A 17,593-nucleotide genomic window follows, 5' to 3' on the forward strand; every position below is an offset into this window, starting at 1 on the left:
GCGCTGCCGCCCGCGTGGCCGAGCCAGTTAATGTTTATCTGACGATAACTCGACGGTACGGCTGAGCGTACTTCATGTCAACCAGACGATTAGCCCCCCGGAGGTGACCGTCGGAGGGCCGGATACCGCCGGGACGGCTGCTGGATATGGTCGACCGGTGAACCGACTCGCCAACGCCACCAGCCCGTACCTCCTCCAGCACGCGGACAACCCGGTCGACTGGTGGCCGTGGGGCGACGAGGCGTTCGCCGAGGCGAAACGACGGGACGTGCCGGTGCTGATCTCCGTCGGGTACGCGGCCTGCCACTGGTGCCACGTGATGGCGCACGAGTCCTTCGAGGACGAGAACGTCGGCCGGCTGCTCAACGACAACTTCGTGGCGATCAAGGTGGACCGGGAGGAACGTCCGGACGTCGACGCCGTCTACATGACCGCCACCCAGGCGATGACCGGCCAGGGCGGCTGGCCGATGACCGTCTTCGCCACGCCCGACGGCACCCCGTTCTTCTGCGGCACCTACTTCCCGAAGCCCAACTTCGTCCGGCTGCTGGAATCGGTCGGCACCGCCTGGCGCGAGCAGCGCGACGCCGTCCTGCGGCAGGGGGCCCAGGTGGTCGAGGCGATCGGCGGCGCCCAGGCCGTCGGCGGCCCCACCACCCCGCTCACCGCCGGGCTGCTCGACGCCGCCGCCGACCAGCTCGCCCGGGAGTACGACGCCACCAACGGCGGGTTCGGTGGCGCGCCGAAGTTCCCGCCGCACATGAACCTGCTGTTCCTGCTGCGGTACCACCAGCGCACCGGCTCCGGGCAGGCCCTGGAGATCGTCCGGCACACCGCCGAGGCGATGGCCCGCGGCGGCATCCACGACCAGCTCGCCGGCGGCTTCGCCCGCTACTCCGTCGACGGGCACTGGACCGTGCCGCACTTCGAGAAGATGCTCTACGACAACGCCCTGCTGCTGCGCTGCTACACCCACCTGTGGCGGCTCACCGGCGACCCGCTGGCCGCCCGGGTGGCCCGGGACACCGCCCGTTTCCTCGCCGACGAGCTGCACCGCCCCGGCGAGGGCTTCGCCTCCGCCCTGGACGCCGACACCGAGGGCGTCGAGGGACTCACCTACGCCTGGACCCCCGCCCAGCTCGTCGAGGTGCTCGGCGAGGACGACGGCCGCTGGGCCGCCGACCTGTTCGACGTCACCGCGTCGGGCAGCTTCGAACACGGCACCAGCGTGCTGCGGCTGGCCCGGGACGTCGACGACGCCGACCCCGAGGTACGCGCCCGGTGGCAGGACGTCGTCCGGCGGCTGCTCGCCGCCCGGGACACCCGCCCCCAACCGGCCCGTGACGACAAGGTGGTGGCCGCCTGGAACGGCCTGGCGATCACCGCGCTCGCCGAGTTCGTCCGGCTCGTCGAGTCCGGAGCGGTGACCGTCGCCGACGACGACGCCAACCTGCTCGACGGGGTCACCATCGTCGCCGACGGGGCGCTGCGCCAGGCCGCTGAGCACCTCGCCACCGCGCACCTGGTCGACGGCCGGCTGCGCCGGGTCTCCCGGGACGGCGTGGTCGGCGAGCCGGCCGGCGTCCTGGAGGACTACGGCTGCGTGGCCGAGGCGTTCTGCGCCATGCACCAGCTCACCGGCTCCGGACCCTGGCTGGAACTGGCCGGCGGGCTGCTGGACACCGCGCTGGCCCGGTTCGCCGCCCCCGGTGGTGGCTTCTACGACACCGCCGACGACGCCGAGCAGCTCGTCACCCGCCCGGCCGACCCGACCGACAACGCCACCCCGTCCGGCCGGTCGGCGCTGGTCGCGGCACTGGTCAGCTACGCGGCGCTGACCGGGGAGAGCCGCTACCGGGAGGCCGCCGAGGCCGCCCTGGCGACCGTCGCGCCGATCGTCGCCCGGCACGCCCGGTTCACCGGGTACGCGGCCACCGTCGGGGAGGCGCTGCTCTCCGGCCCGTACGAGATCGCCGTGGTGACCGACGACCCGACCGGCGACCCGCTGGTCGCGGCGGCCCTGCGACACGCCCCGCCCGGCGCGGTGGTGGTCGCCGGCCGCCCGGACCAGCCCGGTGTGCCGCTGCTGGCGGACCGTCCGCTGGTCGACGGGCGGCCCACCGCGTACGTCTGCCGGGGGTTCGTCTGCCAGCGCCCGGTCACCACCGTCGACGACCTGGTCGCCCAGCTCGCCGGGTGACCCCGGCCCGGCCGGCGACCCGCCCCGGCCCGGCCGACGACCCGCCCCGGCCCGGTCGGCGGCCGCCCAGGCGTGACGTGGGCCCGCTGGTTACCGACGGCCGGGACCGCCCGGATAGGCTGGCGCCGCTATGGAACCCCGTACCGGTCTTCCCGTGGTCGGCATGGTGGGCGGCGGCCAGTTGGCCCGGATGACCCACCAGGCCGCCATCGCCCTCGGCCAGTCCCTGCGTGTGCTCGCCCTCTCGCCGGACGACGGCGCGGCCCTGGTCGCCGCCGACGTGCAGTACGGCGACCACACCGACCTGGCGGCGCTGCGCACCTTCGCCAAGAACTGCGACGTGGTCACCTTCGACCACGAGCACGTGCCGACCGAGCACGTCCGCACCCTCGCCGCCGAGGGGGTGAAGCTGTACCCGCCGGCCGACGCGCTGCTGCACGCCCAGGACAAGCAGGTCATGCGGGAGAAACTGGCCGGGCTGGGCGCCCCGGTGCCGGCCTGGCAGCCGGTCACCAGCCCCGCCGACCTGGTCGACTTCGGTACCCGTACCGGCTGGCCGGTGATCCTCAAGGCGGCCCGGGGCGGGTACGACGGGCGGGGCGTCTGGGTGGTCGACGACGCCGACCACGCCGCCGACCTGGCCGGCACCCTGCTGGCCGGGGGCACGAAGCTGATCGCCGAGGAACGGGTACGGCTGCGCCGGGAACTGGCCGTACAGGTGGCCCGCTCGCCGTTCGGGCAGGTCGCGGCGTACCCGGTGGTGGAGACGGTGCAGCGCGACGGCATCTGCGTGGAGGTGCTGGCCCCGGCCCCCGACCTGCCGGAGGAGCGCGCGGTCGCCGCCCAGCAGCTCGCCATCGACCTGGCGACCGCGCTCGGCGTGGTCGGCCTGCTGGCGGTGGAGCTGTTCGAGACCGACGACGGCATCGTGGTCAACGAGTTGGCGATGCGACCGCACAACTCCGGGCACTGGACCATCGAGGGGGCCCGGACCTCGCAGTTCGAGCAGCACCTGCGGGCGGTCCTGGACTACCCGATGGGGGACACCGCGCTGACCGCTCCGGTGGTGGTGATGGCGAACGTGCTGGGCGGCGAGCCCGGCGGCATGTCCATCGACGAGCGGCTGCACCACCTGTTCGCCGCCGAGCCCGGGGCCAAGGTGCACCTCTACGGCAAGCAGGTCCGGCCGGGCCGCAAGATCGGGCACGTGACGGTGCTCGGCACCGACCTGGACGAGGTACGGGCGCGCGCCGCGCGGGCCGCCCACTGGCTGCGCGAAGGGCAGGAACCTCCGGCATGAGCACCGTCGGGTTGATCATGGGTAGCGACTCGGACTGGCCGACCATGCGGGCCGCCGCCGGGGCGCTCGACGAGTTCGACGTGGCGTACGAGGTCGGCGTCGTCTCGGCGCACCGCACCCCGGACAAGATGATCGGGTACGCCCGCTCGGCCGCCGACCGGGGCCTGAAGGTGATCATCGCCGGTGCCGGTGGGGCCGCCCACCTGCCCGGCATGGTCGCCTCGGCCACGCCGCTGCCGGTGATCGGGGTGCCGGTGCCGTTGAAGCACCTGGACGGGATGGACTCCCTGCTCTCCATCGTGCAGATGCCGGCGGGCGTGCCGGTGGCGACGGTATCGATCGGCGGGGCGCGTAACGCCGGCCTGCTGGCCGTACGGATCCTCGCCGCCGCCGACCCGGCCCTGCTGGCCCGGATGGTCGCCTTCCAGGCGGAGCTGGAGAAGCTGGTCGCCGACAAGGAAGCCGCCCTCCGCGCCTCCCTGGCCTGACCGCCGCCCGGAGGACGCGGCCCTCGCCCGGCGGTCCGACTCTCGCCCGACGGCCCGGCTTGGCGGCCCGGCCGGACCGGTGCCGACCCGGCCGCCGCGCGGGCGGCCGGGTCAGCGCATGCCGCGCAGGGCGGTCTGGAGGCGGTCCTGGGCCCGGCGGCGGCGCTCATTGTTCGCCCCCAGCGCCAGCAGCACCACACCCACCAGCAGCAGCACCAGCCACGGCCCCAGGCTGAACAGCGCGTGCAGCGCGGCGATCCCGGTGACCACCGCCCCGACGATCACCGGCGCCTGCTGCTGGGTCATCGAACCCCAGACCAGCACGGCCACCGCGCCGAGCAGCAGCAGCACCTGCCGGATCATGCTGGAGTCGGTGGCCAGCACGATCGCCAGGGTCGGCACGAACGCGGTCACCAGCGCCGGGCCGTACGCCACCCAACTGCTCAGGTCCGGCCGCTCCCGCAGCTCCAGCACCCCGACCAGCAGGGCGAGCGCCGCGAAGGGCAGCGTGTACGCCTCGGGCAGCGCCACGTCGGCGACCCGCATCAGGATCCACCAGGCGACGATCTCGCAGGCCACCACGGACCAGAACAGGATGCGCCGTTCGGTCGGCCGGCGGCCCGGCCGGGTGGCCGCCACGCCGAGCACCGCACCCCAGCCGGCCAGCAGCGCGGCCACGTGCCGGGGCGAGTCGAACGCCAGGGCCAGCGCGATGAGCGCGGCAGCGTACCCGCTCCACTCCACGGTGGCCGCCTCGCGGTGCGCCTCGGGGCGACGCAGCCGGGGTAGCCGGGCCGCGAAGACCTGGAGCGCCGCGCCGACCGCCAGTACCCCGAACGCCGACCAGACCGGGGCGAGGCCGGCGACCAGCCCGATGGTGAGCACCAGGAGCTGGGCCGTCAGCGAGGCGAAGAGCCAGCCCAGGATGCGGGCCCGTTCGGTGCTGCCGAACAGCGCCGCCACCACCCCCACCGCGACCGCGCCGGCCAGGGTGAGGACGGTCAGGTCCCGGGTGGCGAGGGCCCCGGCCAGGCCGGCGCTCCCGGCGGCAAGCCCGATGCCGAAGGCCAGCACCCGGGTCCAGCGCAGCGACCGGGCCCGTTCGGTCTCCGGCGGTGGCGGGGTCAGCGCCAGCCCCAGCATGGCCAGGGTGAACACGGCCAGCGCGGCCAGGGTGCTGTGCGGCCAGCCGTACCCGAGGGCGGTCGGCGCGATGAGCACGGTGACCGCCAGACCGGGCAGGACCACCGGCACGGCCCGGAAGTACACCCCGTCGCTGAACGCGACGGCGGCCAGCGCCGCGGTGACGGTGAGCAGGACGGCGGTCAGCACGTGGACCGGGTCGACGGCACCGGCCGGCGGGGTGAACAGCTCCGGCGGCGGACCGCCCCAGACCCGCGACAGCGTCGCGTACGGCTCGACCAGCGCGACCACCAGGGCCGGCGCGAGCGACGCCACCGCCAGCACGGTGGGCAGGGCGGCGGCGGCCAGCGCGCCGGCGGCCGGGCTGACCCGCCAGCGCCGGTCGGTGAACCGGTCCGGCATCCGGCGCAGCGCGCCGTCGAGCAGCATCGTCCACCGGCCGACCGGCGCGGCGTCGGCCATCGGCGGCACGGTGGCCCCCCGGACCAGTTCGGCCAGTACGCCGAGCAGGGCGGCCGCCGCCGCGAACACCCCGACGGTCAGGTGGGTGGGGATCGAGGCCAGCGCGCTGACCGAGGCACCGGCGGCGATGCCCAGGCTCGCGTACGGCAGGTACTGCGGGACCCGGCGGCGGAGCGCGGCGACCGCCGCCAGACCGAGGCTGGACGCGGCGAGCGCGGCGGTGATCAGCACCTGGGCCGGGTGACCGGCCCCGGCGGCCAGGGCGGCCAGCGCGCCGGGCAGGGCGAGCAGGGCGGCCCCGGTGGCGATACCGCCGATGGTGACCAGGTGCGGTGGCATCCCCTCGGTCTCGACCTGCTCGCTGTCGGTTCCGGCGAACGTCCGGGCCAGCACGGCGACCACCACCCCGAGCAGCACCACGATGCCCAGCGCCAGGGCGGTGGTCCAGGGCCGGACCAGCCCGGCCCCGACGCCGTGCAGCGCGACCAGCCCGGCGACGGTGATCCGGGAGAGCCCGGCCCGGGGGTCGGTGGCGGCCACCGCGGCCATCCCGAACACCGTGGCGACCGTCGCGCCGACCAGTACCGGCGACCACCACGGCAGGTCGAACGCGGCCGGCGCGCCGATGGTGGCGAGCACCACCGCCGCACCGGAGACGTCGTGCTTCCAGGGGTCGGGGAGCAGGATCGCGGCGGCGACGCCGAGCAGCACCAGCGCGACCGGGGCCTGGGCGGTGCTGCCCCCGACGGGCGCAGCCGGCCAGCCGGTCAGGTCGCCCGCCCAGATCGGCCCGGGTACGGCGATCACCCCGAACCCGCCGCGCAGCGCCATCCAGCCGGCCAACGTGCCGATGACGATCCCGGCGAGCGCCATGCCGAGGACCGGGCCGCGTCGCCACTCGTCCGGCATGGCCCGCGCGAAGACCGCGACCACCAGCACCAGCGCCGCCGCGACCAGCAGTTGCGCCCCGGGCACCAGCACCGCGGCGATCCGCAGCAGGGTGGCGACCAGCGCGACGGTCGCCGCGGCGGCGGCGAAGTCGGACCCGTCCAGGGCCAGGTCGGTCCGGTTCCGGGCGTCGATCGACGGCGCGGCGAACAGCAGCAGCGCGGTCACCAGCAGCAGCGCGGCCACCCAGGCGTCGGCGGAGGTGGCACCGGGCGCGGCGAACGTGGCGGCGGCGACCACCAGCGCGCCCAGCCCGGCGCCCACCGCCAGCGGCATGCTGATCTCCCGCCGGGACACCTGGACGATCGCCGCGTAGCCGACGGTGACGCAGACGGCCAGGAAGCTGGCCGCGAGGACGGGGACGGTGATCTCCCGCTGGGCGGCCGGGGTGAGCACCGGCCCGGCCGGGACGAGCGCGGCGACGAAGGCGGCCACCGCGCCCGGCAGGGCGAACGCCGCACCACCGGCGGCCCAGGCGGTGAGGGTGTCCGCCGCTGCCGCCGAGCCGACCCGGACCTTGGGGGCCAGCACCACCAGGACACCGCCGACGAAGAGCGCGAGCAGCACCGCGGCGGTCGACGCCGGCCGGGCCAGGGCCGCGCCGGCCCCGACCAGACCCACCACGGCGGCGGCGAGGGCGTGCGCCAGGGCGGCCCGACCGGTCCGGGCGGAGAGCCCGACCAGGCCGATGCCGATCGCGGTGAGCACCATCGGCCAGGGCGCGCCGGCCCAGCCGAGCCCGAACGAGGCCGGTACCGCCAGCGCGGTCACCGCCGCCCCGGCCACCGCGAACTCGCGCCGGATCTCCGCCGGCAGGGCCAGCACGGCCGCGACGGTCAGCAGCAACGCGCTCAGCGCGAGCTGCCAGCCGGCCGGTCCGGCGGCCTCGGCGAGCACGGCAGGGTACGCGTCGAGGTCGGCGGCCCAGGCGGGCAGGGCGGCCCGGACCGCGGCGACGCCGGCCCGCAGCGCGCCGAAGGCGACGAGCAGCCCGGTGACGGTCAGCGCCACCGCCGAGGCGAGCTGCGGACCCCGCCGGGCCCGTTCCGGTACGGCCCGGACGGCCACACTGGTCAGGGCGATGACGACGGAGACCACCAGCAGCGCCCGGCCGGGCAGGGCCACGGCGGCGACCCGCCCGAACGCGCCGATCACCGCGAGGGTGGCGATGCCGGCACCCAGGTCGGGCAGGGGCGGCCGGCGCATCGCCACCGTGCCGACCAGGGTCACCGCGGCGGCCAGCAGCAGCACGGCGGCGGACCCGAGCGCGGCCGGCACGGTCGCGGCGCGCAGCAGGGCGGTGGTCGCGTACGCGAGGGCGAGCGCCACCGCCGCCCCGTACAGCACCAGGAGCAGCTCGGTCAGCCAGGGCACCGGCCGGGCCGGTGCCACCGGTACGGCGGCCGGGCGGTCCGGGCGGCCGGTGTCCGACGTCGTCGCCGGTTCGGTGAGTACCTCGCCGGTCTCCTCCGGCGCGCCCTCCGGCCGTCCGGTGGCGGCGCGGTCCCGCTCCGGAGCGGTCGGGCCGGCAGGGCGTTCGGTGGTCAGCGGGGACCGGACCAGCCACAGGTCGAGCGCGGCCACCCCGGTGCCCACCAGCGCCCAGCCGGCGGCCCCACCGACCAGGTCGTACGCCAGCAGCGGCAGCACCGGCTGCACCGCCAGGACGGCGGCGAACCGGGGCACCCGCAGCCCCGTCCACCGGGCGTAGCCGTAGGCCACCCCGGCGGTGACCGCGAAGACCAGGCCGGCGAAGACCGTCCCGGAGACCGCTCCCGAGCCGGGCAGGCCGACGGCGTGCAGGGCGTACCCGTCCAGGGGCACCAGGATCAGCCCGACGGCCGCGATCGTCTCGGCGGTCGACAGCAGCCCTCGGCGGGCCACCACCGGCGGGGTGAGCAGCGCAAGCGCGGTCGCGGCGAGCAGGATCAGCAGCCGGGCCAGCGCGTCCATCGAACTGGTCGCCACCGCCGCGAAGACCACCGCGGCGACGCCGATGAGCAGCGCGCCCAGGCCGAGCGGGATGTTCTGCACCTCCCGCGAGGACGCCTCCGGCGGGTGCTCCGGATTGTCGACGTCGAGCCAGGTGGCGGTGGTGGTGGGCGGTGCCGGCGGCCCGTCCGGCGGCGGGTTGCCCTGGCGGGGCACCCGGGGCGGCGCGCCGGATGCGGGGGCGGTGGTGGCGGTGGCGGTGGCGGCGCGTCTGCCGGGCCGGCGGAGCCGGATCTTGCGGGCCCGGGTGGCCTGTTTCAGGCGTTCGTGCGCGAAGATGTCCCGCTGGAACAGCGCCGCCTGCATCTTCTGGGCGAGCTGCCGCTGCTCGCGGCTGATCTCGGCTTCCCGCGCCTTCATCTCGGCGATCGAGCGTTCCACCTTGGCCGCGTGGGCCGCCCACTGTGGCTGCTCGGCGCCGCAGTGGGGGCAGCGGCGGGCCGGCTTGATCTGGTGACCGCAGTTGACGCACTGGAAGCCACTCACTGCAAACCCTCCGCCCGTCGGCCCGCACTGTGGAATCCCACTACGGCAGCATGCCCAAACCCGGCACGGATTTCGATAGTTGCCGCCGCGTCGCGGGCAAGAAAAACGGGTCGCGGACGGAAAGGACCGGTCGTGGGCGTACCCACGGCCGGTCCCCGGGGCGTCGGATCAGGGGCGGCCCATGCCCCGGTACTCCCAGCCGGCCTGCACCCAGAGCGCGGAGTCGAGGCAGTTGCGTCCGTCGACCACCCGCCGGCCGGCGACCAGTTCGCCGAGGGCGACCGGGTCGGCGTTGCGGAAGTCGGCCCATTCGGTGAGGACGCAGAGCAGGTCGGCCCCGGTGGCGGCGTCGGTGATGCTCGCCTCGTAACCCAGCTCGGGCATGGCGCGGCGGGCGTTCTCCATGCCCTGCGGGTCGTACACCCGCACGTCCGCGCCGGCCTTGTGCAGCAGTGCGGCGACGGCGAGCGCCGGGGCGTCCCGTACGTCGTCGGTGTTGGGTTTGAAGGTCGCGCCGAGCACGGCGATCCGGGTGCCGGTGAGGTCGGGGCCGGCCGGGCCGTAGCGGCGGCCGAGCAGGTCGGCGGCGAGCTGGAGGACCCGGCTGCGGCGGCGCAGGTTGATCAGGTCCACCTCGTGCAGGAAGCGCAGCGCCTCCCCGGCGCCGAGTTCCTGGGCGCGGGCCTGGAAGGCGCGGATGTCCTTGGGCAGACAGGCCCCGCCGAAGCCGAGTCCGGCCTGGAGGAACCGGTTGCCGATCCGGGGGTCGTAGCCGATGGCGCGGGCCAGCTGGGTGACGTCGCCGCCGGCGACCTCGCAGACCTCGGCCATCGCGTTGATGAAGGAGATCTTGGTGGCGAGGAAGGCGTTGGCGGCGACCTTGACCAGCTCGGCGGTGGCGAAGTCGGTGACCACCAGGGGAACCTCGCGGTCCTCGGTGGCGGCCAGGTCGAAGACACCCTTGTGGGCGGCGTACAGCATGCCGTTGGCCCAGTCGCTCTTGACGCCGACCACGATCCGGTTGGGGCGCAGCACGTCGTCGACGGCGAAGCCCTCCTGGAGGAACTCGGGGCTCCAGGCCACCTCGGCGTCCAGGTCGGGGGCGCTGTGCTTGCCGACGAGCTGCTCGACCCACTCGGCGGTGCCGACCGGCACCGTGGACTTGCCGACGATCAGCGCCTTGCGGGTCAGGTGCTGGGCCAGGCTGGTTACCGACGCCTCGACGAAGGAGAGGTCCGCGCCGAGGCCGTCGGCGCGCTGCGGGGTGCCGACGCAGATGAAGTGCACGTCGCCGAAGTCGGCGGTCTCGGCGATGTCGGTGCTGAACCGCAGCCGGCCGGCGGCCAGGTTGCGCTTGAGCAGCTCGTCCAGGCCCGGCTCGTGGATCGGCACCTCGCCGGCGTTCAGCTTGGCGATCTTGTCGGCGTCGACGTCGTAGCCGAGCACCTCGTACCCGAGTTCGGCGTAGCAGATGGCGTACGTCGCGCCGAGGTAACCGGTGCCGAGGAAGGTGACCCGGGGCCGGGGCGCACCCGAGGGCGGGCTCACCGGTGGGATGACCGGCATCGGCTGGGTGTTCGGGTACGGGATCGTCACGCCTGTCTTCTCCGCTCGCACTGGCGGCGCTTCGTTGCGTCGCAATCGGCTGCGGCGCCTGGCCGGGCACCGGAGGACAATTTTGTCGTCTTTATGGTCCGCTGGCTCTCGAGGTGCCGTTGAGGCAGAAGCCTACGCGGCGGTAAGGATCACCTGAACTCTGGTCGCTATCCTTCAGTCTGCGCGGTCCGGGGCCGTCAGGAGCCACAGTCTGGGCATGATAGCGGTGAAGGGGAGGGGCCAGATGGCCGCAGAGCAGTCGTTCGACGTGTACCGGTTGCCCGAGGAGCACGAGGCGGTCCGGGAGGCGGTCCGGGAGGTCTGTGAGGCGAAGGTCGCCCCGCACGCCGCGGAGGCCGACGAGACCGGCGAGTTCCCGAAGGCGGCGTACGACGCCCTACGGGCCGCCGACTTCCACGCCCCGCACATCCCGGTCGAGTACGGCGGTGCCGGGGCGGACGCCCTGGCCACCGCGATCGTGATCGAGGAGGTGGCGCGGGCCTGTGCGGCGTCCTCGCTGATCCCGGCGGTCAACAAGCTGGGCACGATGCCGCTGCTGCTGGCCGGCTCGGACGAGCTGAAGCGGCGGTACCTGACCCCGGTGGCGGCCGGCGAGGCGATGTTCTCGTACTGCCTCTCCGAGCCGGAGGCGGGCAGTGACGCCGCCTCGATGACCACCCGCGCGGTCCGGGACGGTGACCACTGGGTGCTCAACGGCGTGAAGCGGTGGATCACCAATGCGGGCGTTTCGGAGTTCTACACGGTATTTGCCGTGACCGATCCCACAGCGCGGTCCCGGGGCATCTCCGCCTTCGTGGTCGAGAAGTCCGACCCGGGGGTCAGCTTCGGCGCGCCGGAGAAGAAGCTCGGCATCAAGGGCTCGCCCACCCGCGAGGTCTACTTCGACGACGTCCGGATTCCGGCCGACCGGATCATCGGCACCGAGGGCACCGGCTTCGCCACCGCGATGAAGACCCTGGACCACACCCGGGTCACCATCGCCGCCCAGGCGGTCGGCATCGCCCAGGGCGCGCTCGACTACGCCAGGGGGTACGTCAAGGAGCGCAAGCAGTTCGGCAAGCCGGTCGCGGAGTTCCAGGGCATCCAGTTCATGGTCGCCGACATGGGGATGAAGCTGGAGGCGGCCCGGCAGTTGACGTACACCGCCGCCGGGAAGTCCGAGCGGGGCGACGCCGACCTGACCTACTTCGGCGCGGCGGCGAAGTGCTTCGCCTCGGACGCCGCCATGGAGATCACCACCGACGCGGTGCAGCTGCTCGGCGGTTACGGCTACACCCGGGACTACCCGGTCGAGCGGATGATGCGGGACGCCAAGATCACCCAGATCTACGAGGGCACCAACCAGGTGCAGCGCATCGTCATGGCCCGGCAGCTCCTGCGCGACTGAGCCTGCGCGGCGCGCCGACGGCGGGCCGTCGTACCACCGGGTGACCTCGGTCCCCGGCGGCGCGGCGGCCCGTCGCCCTGTCCGCCTACCAGGCGGTCAGCGTGGCGTGCAGGTGCCGGACCAGCAGCCGGCCGGGCGGGGTGAGCCGGTCACCGGTCAGCAGCAGCTCGACCACGTCCCGGCAGGCCGTCCGGAGCCGACCGAACTCGGCGCGGGCCCGGCGTACCCCGGTCGGCCGGGTCTCCAGGTGGGCCTGCCGACGCCAGAACCCGGCCACGCAGACGTGCGCGTAGAGCCCCTGCAACAGCGCCGGCACCGGGCGTGGCCCGACCCGCCAGGGCGCGGGGAACCGGACGTCGGCACCCGGCCGGACCAGCGGGAACAGGTCGTCCAGGGCGGCCAGCTTGTTGTGCGCCAACTCGTGCACCAGGGTCGCCGCGGTGGTCGCGGCGTCACCGGCGCCGGAGAGCGCGACACAGCCCACCCCGGTCGGGAACGTCCCACTGATCAGTGCCGCCCGCTGTTCCGCCGCCGTCCCGCCGCCGGTCAGCGCGGTCGGTTCGGGCGGCAACGGCATCACCATGGAGATCGCGGCGGCCAGTTCGGCGGCGTACTCCCGGTGGTGGGTGGCGAGCAGCCGCCAGGCCGGGGCCAGCGCGACGCGCCAGCGGGCCGCCTCGTCGGGGCGTACCGGCGGGGTGGCCCCCGGCCGGGCCAGCGACCAGAGGTCGTCCAGCCGTACCTCCAGCCGGCGTCCGGCGCGCAGTCGCGGCACCGGCCACCAGGTCGACCCGGTGCCTTCCCCGTCGGCGGCGGCGGAGACCCGCCGGGGCGGCCGGCCGTCGACGGTCAGGCCGTGCCCCGTGACAGCCAGCTCCACCATGGACGGTGGGTCCGGATCGAGCCGGAGGTGACCGATCATGGGTAACGGGAACGCCCCGCCGGGCGGTGTCGGAAAGTCGACGGTCAGTGGTGTTCCGGCGTACCGGGCCGCCGCCGCGACGATCACGGAGAGCATGGCCGGCCACGGTGGCCCGTCGGCCGGTTCCGGGGCGCCGGTGTGCCCGGGGCGGTCCAGCCGGGTGATGGTCTCCGCCGCCCAGGCGCTCACGCTGGGGTACGTGAGGATCCGGCGGACGGCCGCCGGTTCGACCCGTCGCAGTCCACTCAGGAGCCGCCAGGCTCGGCCTACGGAGTCGGCGTGCGGATGGCCGAGGTCGGCGCAGCGGTCGACCAGTTCACGCAGGGTCAGCAGGTTCCGGCTGTGCTGGCCGGCCGTCAGCGTCCGGACGGCCGAGGGGCCGCCCTTCCCCCGGGCCAGCGCGATGAACGTTTCGGTGGGCATGGTGTGCCGGTCGGCCCCCATCGGCACCCTCCGTGGGTTACGTACCGTCCCCGGAAACGACTGCTGAATATCGATGAACGCTACGATATGTTACTGGCGGAGCGCTGGCTGTGCTGATGACGGTGCGGCTCTCGATACCTCGAAGGTGGGGCAAAACATGTCGGAAAGGATGAGCAGCCGTGACCGCCCCCTGATATCTGATCTTCTCAACGCTGAGGAGCTGGACCCGTCGGATCTCGACGCGCTGCCCCGGGAACTGTTGCGGCGGTCACTACGGCGGCTCATCGACGAGACCGGCGAGTCCCGTGGGCAGTTCCTGTGGTTCCCGAACAGCGACCCGGGGGGCGTGCCCGCCATCGCGCGGCGGCAGGTGGACACCGACCGAAGGGGAGGGATGGACATGACGGACGACCGTCGTCCGGACGGGCCGGGACGCCGGTGACCGGGCCGGCGTCGTACCGGTCGGAGGTCGATCCGACCGGGACCAGGGTGGTCGCCTTCCTGGCACCCACCAGCCGGACGGGACGGACCAACCTGGTCAGCAACCTGGCCTGGATCCTGGCCCGCGCCGGCCGCCGGGTGCTCGTCGTCGACGCCGGCCGGGGCACCGTACGGGTACACGAACACCTGCGGATGTTCCACACCGACGAGTGGCCGGTCGCCGAGCAGCTCCCCACCGGGCTGGCCCGGCTGCTCTTCCCGGGCACCGTCGGGCGCGGCCGGGCGTACGCCGAGCAGCCGAAGCTGCGCCGCTACGCGGCCCCGCCCGGCCGGCTGGACGTGGTGTGGCTGCCCGAGTCGTCGCTGTGGCCGCCCCTGGACGAGCTGGGCGACGCCCCCCGCACCGAGCTGCGCCGGCAACTGCGCTTCACCGAGTACGACTTCGTCCTGCTCGACGCGGTCGACTCCGAGCCGATGGTGGCCCGCTGGGCGGCGGTGCTCTGCGAGGTCGTGGCGGTGTGCTTCCCGTACCGCTACCCCCGGCTGCCCGAGGTGGCGGCCCTGGCGCGGCAGGTGCACCGGGCCGCCCCGGCCGGCGTCCGGCTGGTCGGCGTGGCGACCGCCATGGACGAGTACGACCCGACCCGCGCCGAGCAGCGGCGGGACGCCATCCGGCGCGGCCTGCTCGGCGCGCTCGACGACCCCACCGGCCCGGTCGACCTCACCCTGGTGGAGGTGCCGGGGGCCGCCACCGAACAGACCCTGGCCCCGCTGATGGAGGAGTCCCCGCACCGGAACCGGCTGTTCACCGCGTACGGCGAGCTGCTGCGGCTGGTCACCGACGGCGTGCTCGGCACCCCCCGTCCCGAACCGGAGACGGCCCGCAACCGCTACCGGTACGGGCTCGGCCGGCAGGCCGCCGAGGACCAGAGCGAGCTGTGCCTGGCCTTCCCGGGCCGGCAGCGGCCCTGGGCGGACTGGATCCGGGCCGAGCTGACCGCGGTCGGCGTGCTCACCCGGCCCGGCCAGCCCGGTGACGAGGGCGGCCGCCCCGCCGGCCCGGCCACCGTGCTGGCGGTCGCGGCGGCCGACGGCTCCGACGACCAGTGGCTCTCCGCGGTGGTCGGCGCGGCCGGCAACGCCGAGCTGCTGGTGGCCCGGACCGGCCCGGCGGACGTGGACCAGCCGCCGGACGACGCCGGCCGGATCGTCGTCGACCTGACCGGCTGCACCGAGGAGCAGGCCCGCGAGCGGGTACGCGGCACCCTCGGGCTGGCCGGCATCCGGCCGCTCACCGTCGAGCGGGCCTGGCGACCGGGTTTCCCCGGTGGCCGGGACAAGGCCCCCGACGTGTACGACCTGCCGTCCCGTCCCCGGCTCTTCGTCGGCCGCGACCGGGAGCTGGGCGAACTGCGTGACCTGCTGCTGACCGGTACCCCGGGGCAGCCGGTCGTGGTCGAGGGCCCGGCCGCCGTCGGCAAGACCAGCATCGCCGTCGAGTACGCGCACCGGTTCTACTGGGACTACCGGCTGATCGTCTGGATCGCCGCCGGGGGCCGGCACGACGTCCGGGCCGCCCTGGCCGGGCTGGCCAAGCGGCTCGGCGTCGAACCCCGGGGCAACCCGGTCCAGGAGGCCCTGCGCGAGCTGGGCCGACGCGGCGACCAGTGGCTGGTCGTCTACGACGGGGTGGGCGACGAGGACCTGGAGCACCTGCTCCCGACCGGCTCCGGGCACGTCGTGGTGACCCGGCGGACCGGCGCGGAACCACCCCCGGGCACCACCGCCACGGTGACCGTCGGTCAGCTGGTCGAGGCGGACGCGGTACGACTGCTCACCGAGCGGGTCCGCGGCCTGTCCGCCACCCCGGCCGCGGCGGTGGTGGCGGCGGTCGGCGCGTCCCCGCTGGACCTGCGGCTCGCCTCGGGCCTGCTCGGCCAGGCGGGCATCCTGCTCAACGCCGAACACGCGGTCGCCGACTCCCGGGCCGCCGACACCGCGGTCCCCGCCTTCTGCGCGGCGGTCGCCGAACCGGCCGACGCCCCCGCGGCCCAACGCATCCTGCGGGTGGCGCTGGCGCTCATGCAGGAGGAGTTCAGCGGCCGGGTCGCCGCCGTGGTGGCCCAGATGTGCGCCTTCGCCTCCCCGCTCGGGCTGTCCCAGACGATCCTCAACTCCCGGGCGATGCGGGGCCAGATCGCCCGGGGACTCTCCGACACCGACGGGGCGATGCTGCGCGCCGACGGCTGGGAACTGGACCGGGCCCTCGCCACGGCGGTCCGGTTCCGGCTGGTCGAGGTGACCTGGGGTCGGCAGGGCACGGTACGGATGCATCCTGCCGTGCAGGCCGTCCTGCTGGCCGACCTGTCCGACCAGGAGCGGGCGGACCGGCGGTCGCAGTTCCTCAGCGGCCTGGCCGAGGTCGCCCCCCGCAGCACCGCCGCCGACGATCCGGTACGCGACGAGATGCACCGCCACCTGATCAGTTCCGGCGGGCTCGACGCGGACGGCCCCGACGAGGTCCGCCGCTGGCTGGTCGAGCAGCTCGAGTTCCTGATCCACCGGGGTGGGCACGAGGCCCCGGACGCGCTGCGCCGGTGGCGTCCGGTGCTGGACCGCTGGCTGGCCCGGTACGGCTGGAACGACCGGTTCACGCTGCGGCTGGCGACCCGGCTGGCCGACGTCACCCGGATGCTCGGCCACGGCACCGAGGCGTTGGAGCTGAGCCGGACCGCCCTGCGGGAGGGGGCGACGCTGCTCGGCGCCGACCACCCGTGGGTGCTGGTGACCCGCCGGGGGCTGGCCGGTGACCTGCGCGGGCTGGGCAAGTTCCGGGCCGCCCTGGTGGAGGACCAGGCCACCTGGCGTGGCTTCAGGGACCAGTTCGGCAACTCCCATCCGGAGACCCTGGTCGCCGCGCACAACCTGGCGTCGTCGTTCCACCTGGCCGGCCGCTCCGACGAGGCGCTGCGGGTGGCGCAGCGGACCCGGGCCCGCCGGCTGCGCCTGTTCGACGAGGCGAACTACAACACCCTCTGGCTGACCAGTGACATCGGCGGTTTCCTGCGCGAGCTGGGTGAGCTGGAGGAGGCCCGGTGGCTGCTGGACGAGGCCCGCCGGCGGCGCAGCGGGGCGAGCAGCGACGAGGACGTGCTGCTGCTGCGGATCATCCGTAACCTCGCGGTCACCGAGCGGCGGCGCGGCCAGCTCAACAAGGCCAAGGAACTCAACGGCCGGGCCTATCTGGCGCTGCGCCGGCAGCTCGGCGAGGACAATCCGATGACCCGCTCCGGGCGGCTCAGCCTCGCCGTCGACTACCACCTGGCCCGGGAGAGCGATCATGCCGCCCGGCTGGTCGAGGAGAGCCTCGCCGGGTACGAGACCGACCTCGGCCCCGGGCACCCGTTCACCCACGTCTGCCGCAGCCTGCGGGCGGTCGTGCTGCGGGCCCGCGGCCGGGTCGAGGAGGCGGTCGTGGACGGCGAGAAGGCCGCCGCCGGGCTGGTCGGAATGCTGGGCGAACCGCATCCGTGGGCGCTCGGTGGGCTGGTCAACCAGGCCGGCAACCTGGCCGTGGCGGGTCGCCCGGAGGTGGCCGAGCAGCTGCTGCGCACCGTCGTCGAGCAGGGCCGCGACTTCCTCGGGCCGGACCATCCGTGCCTGCGTACCGCCCGGCGGGTCTTCGCGGCGGTGGTCAGCGACGGCGAGGTGACCGGCAGCAACCCGGGCGCTGTGCCCTTCGACTTCGTCGACATGGAGGTGCCGGAGACGTGACCGGACACAA

At 74.8% G+C, this 17,593-nt stretch carries 9 protein-coding genes; 6 read left to right on the forward strand and 3 right to left on the reverse strand.

The genetic code is table 11. The annotated features are described in order from the left end of the window. Positions 1-157 precede the first annotated feature (157 nt). From PVK37_RS11220 to purE, 3 genes are all read left to right on the forward strand, one after another. On the forward strand, positions 158-2,200 hold the full coding sequence (locus tag PVK37_RS11220) for a thioredoxin domain-containing protein (protein WP_275033792.1): 2,043 nt from the start codon (positions 158-160) through the stop codon (positions 2,198-2,200). Between the two features lie 130 nt (positions 2,201-2,330). Continuing rightward, positions 2,331-3,500, forward strand: coding sequence for a 5-(carboxyamino)imidazole ribonucleotide synthase (locus PVK37_RS11225; protein ID WP_275033793.1), 1,170 nt, complete (start codon positions 2,331-2,333; stop codon positions 3,498-3,500). Then, the gene (gene purE / locus PVK37_RS11230) at positions 3,497-3,988 is read left to right on the forward strand and encodes a 5-(carboxyamino)imidazole ribonucleotide mutase (RefSeq protein WP_275033794.1); all 492 of its coding nucleotides are present in this window, start codon (positions 3,497-3,499) and stop codon (positions 3,986-3,988) included. The genes PVK37_RS11225 and purE overlap by 4 nt, the downstream gene beginning before the upstream one ends. Before the next feature lie 111 nt (positions 3,989-4,099). Here the strand turns inward: purE and PVK37_RS11235 are convergent, their stop codons facing one another. Then, positions 4,100-9,019, reverse strand: coding sequence for a zinc ribbon domain-containing protein (locus PVK37_RS11235; RefSeq protein WP_275033795.1), 4,920 nt, complete (start codon positions 9,017-9,019; stop codon positions 4,100-4,102). 168 nt (positions 9,020-9,187) lie between these two features. After that, a complete protein-coding gene (locus tag PVK37_RS11240; RefSeq protein WP_275033796.1) occupies positions 9,188-10,615 on the reverse strand; it encodes a UDP-glucose dehydrogenase family protein in 1,428 nt (475 codons plus the stop codon). 244 nt (positions 10,616-10,859) lie between these two features. On the opposite strand from PVK37_RS11240, the gene PVK37_RS11245 reads away from it, so the two are divergent. Further along, positions 10,860-12,023 (forward strand): acyl-CoA dehydrogenase family protein, encoded by a 1,164-nt coding sequence (locus PVK37_RS11245; protein WP_275033797.1) that lies wholly within the window; start codon positions 10,860-10,862, stop codon positions 12,021-12,023. A gap of 85 nt (positions 12,024-12,108) precedes the next feature. On the opposite strand, the gene PVK37_RS11250 is transcribed toward PVK37_RS11245, so the two are convergent. Continuing rightward, a complete protein-coding gene (locus PVK37_RS11250; protein WP_275033798.1) occupies positions 12,109-13,389 on the reverse strand; it encodes an aKG-HExxH-type peptide beta-hydroxylase in 1,281 nt (426 codons plus the stop codon). A 136-nt stretch (positions 13,390-13,525) separates the two neighbouring features. Here PVK37_RS11250 and PVK37_RS11255 point away from each other — a divergent pair, with 136 nt between their 5' ends. Together PVK37_RS11255 and fxsT are read left to right on the forward strand one after the other, a co-directional pair. Then, entirely contained in the window at positions 13,526-13,810 is a 285-nt protein-coding gene (locus PVK37_RS11255) for a hypothetical protein (protein ID WP_275033799.1), read from the forward strand. After that, positions 13,807-17,583, forward strand: a complete 3,777-nt coding sequence (gene fxsT / locus PVK37_RS11260) for an FxSxx-COOH system tetratricopeptide repeat protein (RefSeq protein WP_275033800.1) — start codon at positions 13,807-13,809, stop codon at positions 17,581-17,583. The genes PVK37_RS11255 and fxsT overlap by 4 nt, the downstream gene beginning before the upstream one ends. Positions 17,584-17,593 lie beyond the last annotated feature (10 nt).

Source organism: Micromonospora cathayae, from assembly GCF_028993575.1.
Classification (GTDB): domain Bacteria; phylum Actinomycetota; class Actinomycetes; order Mycobacteriales; family Micromonosporaceae; genus Micromonospora; species Micromonospora cathayae.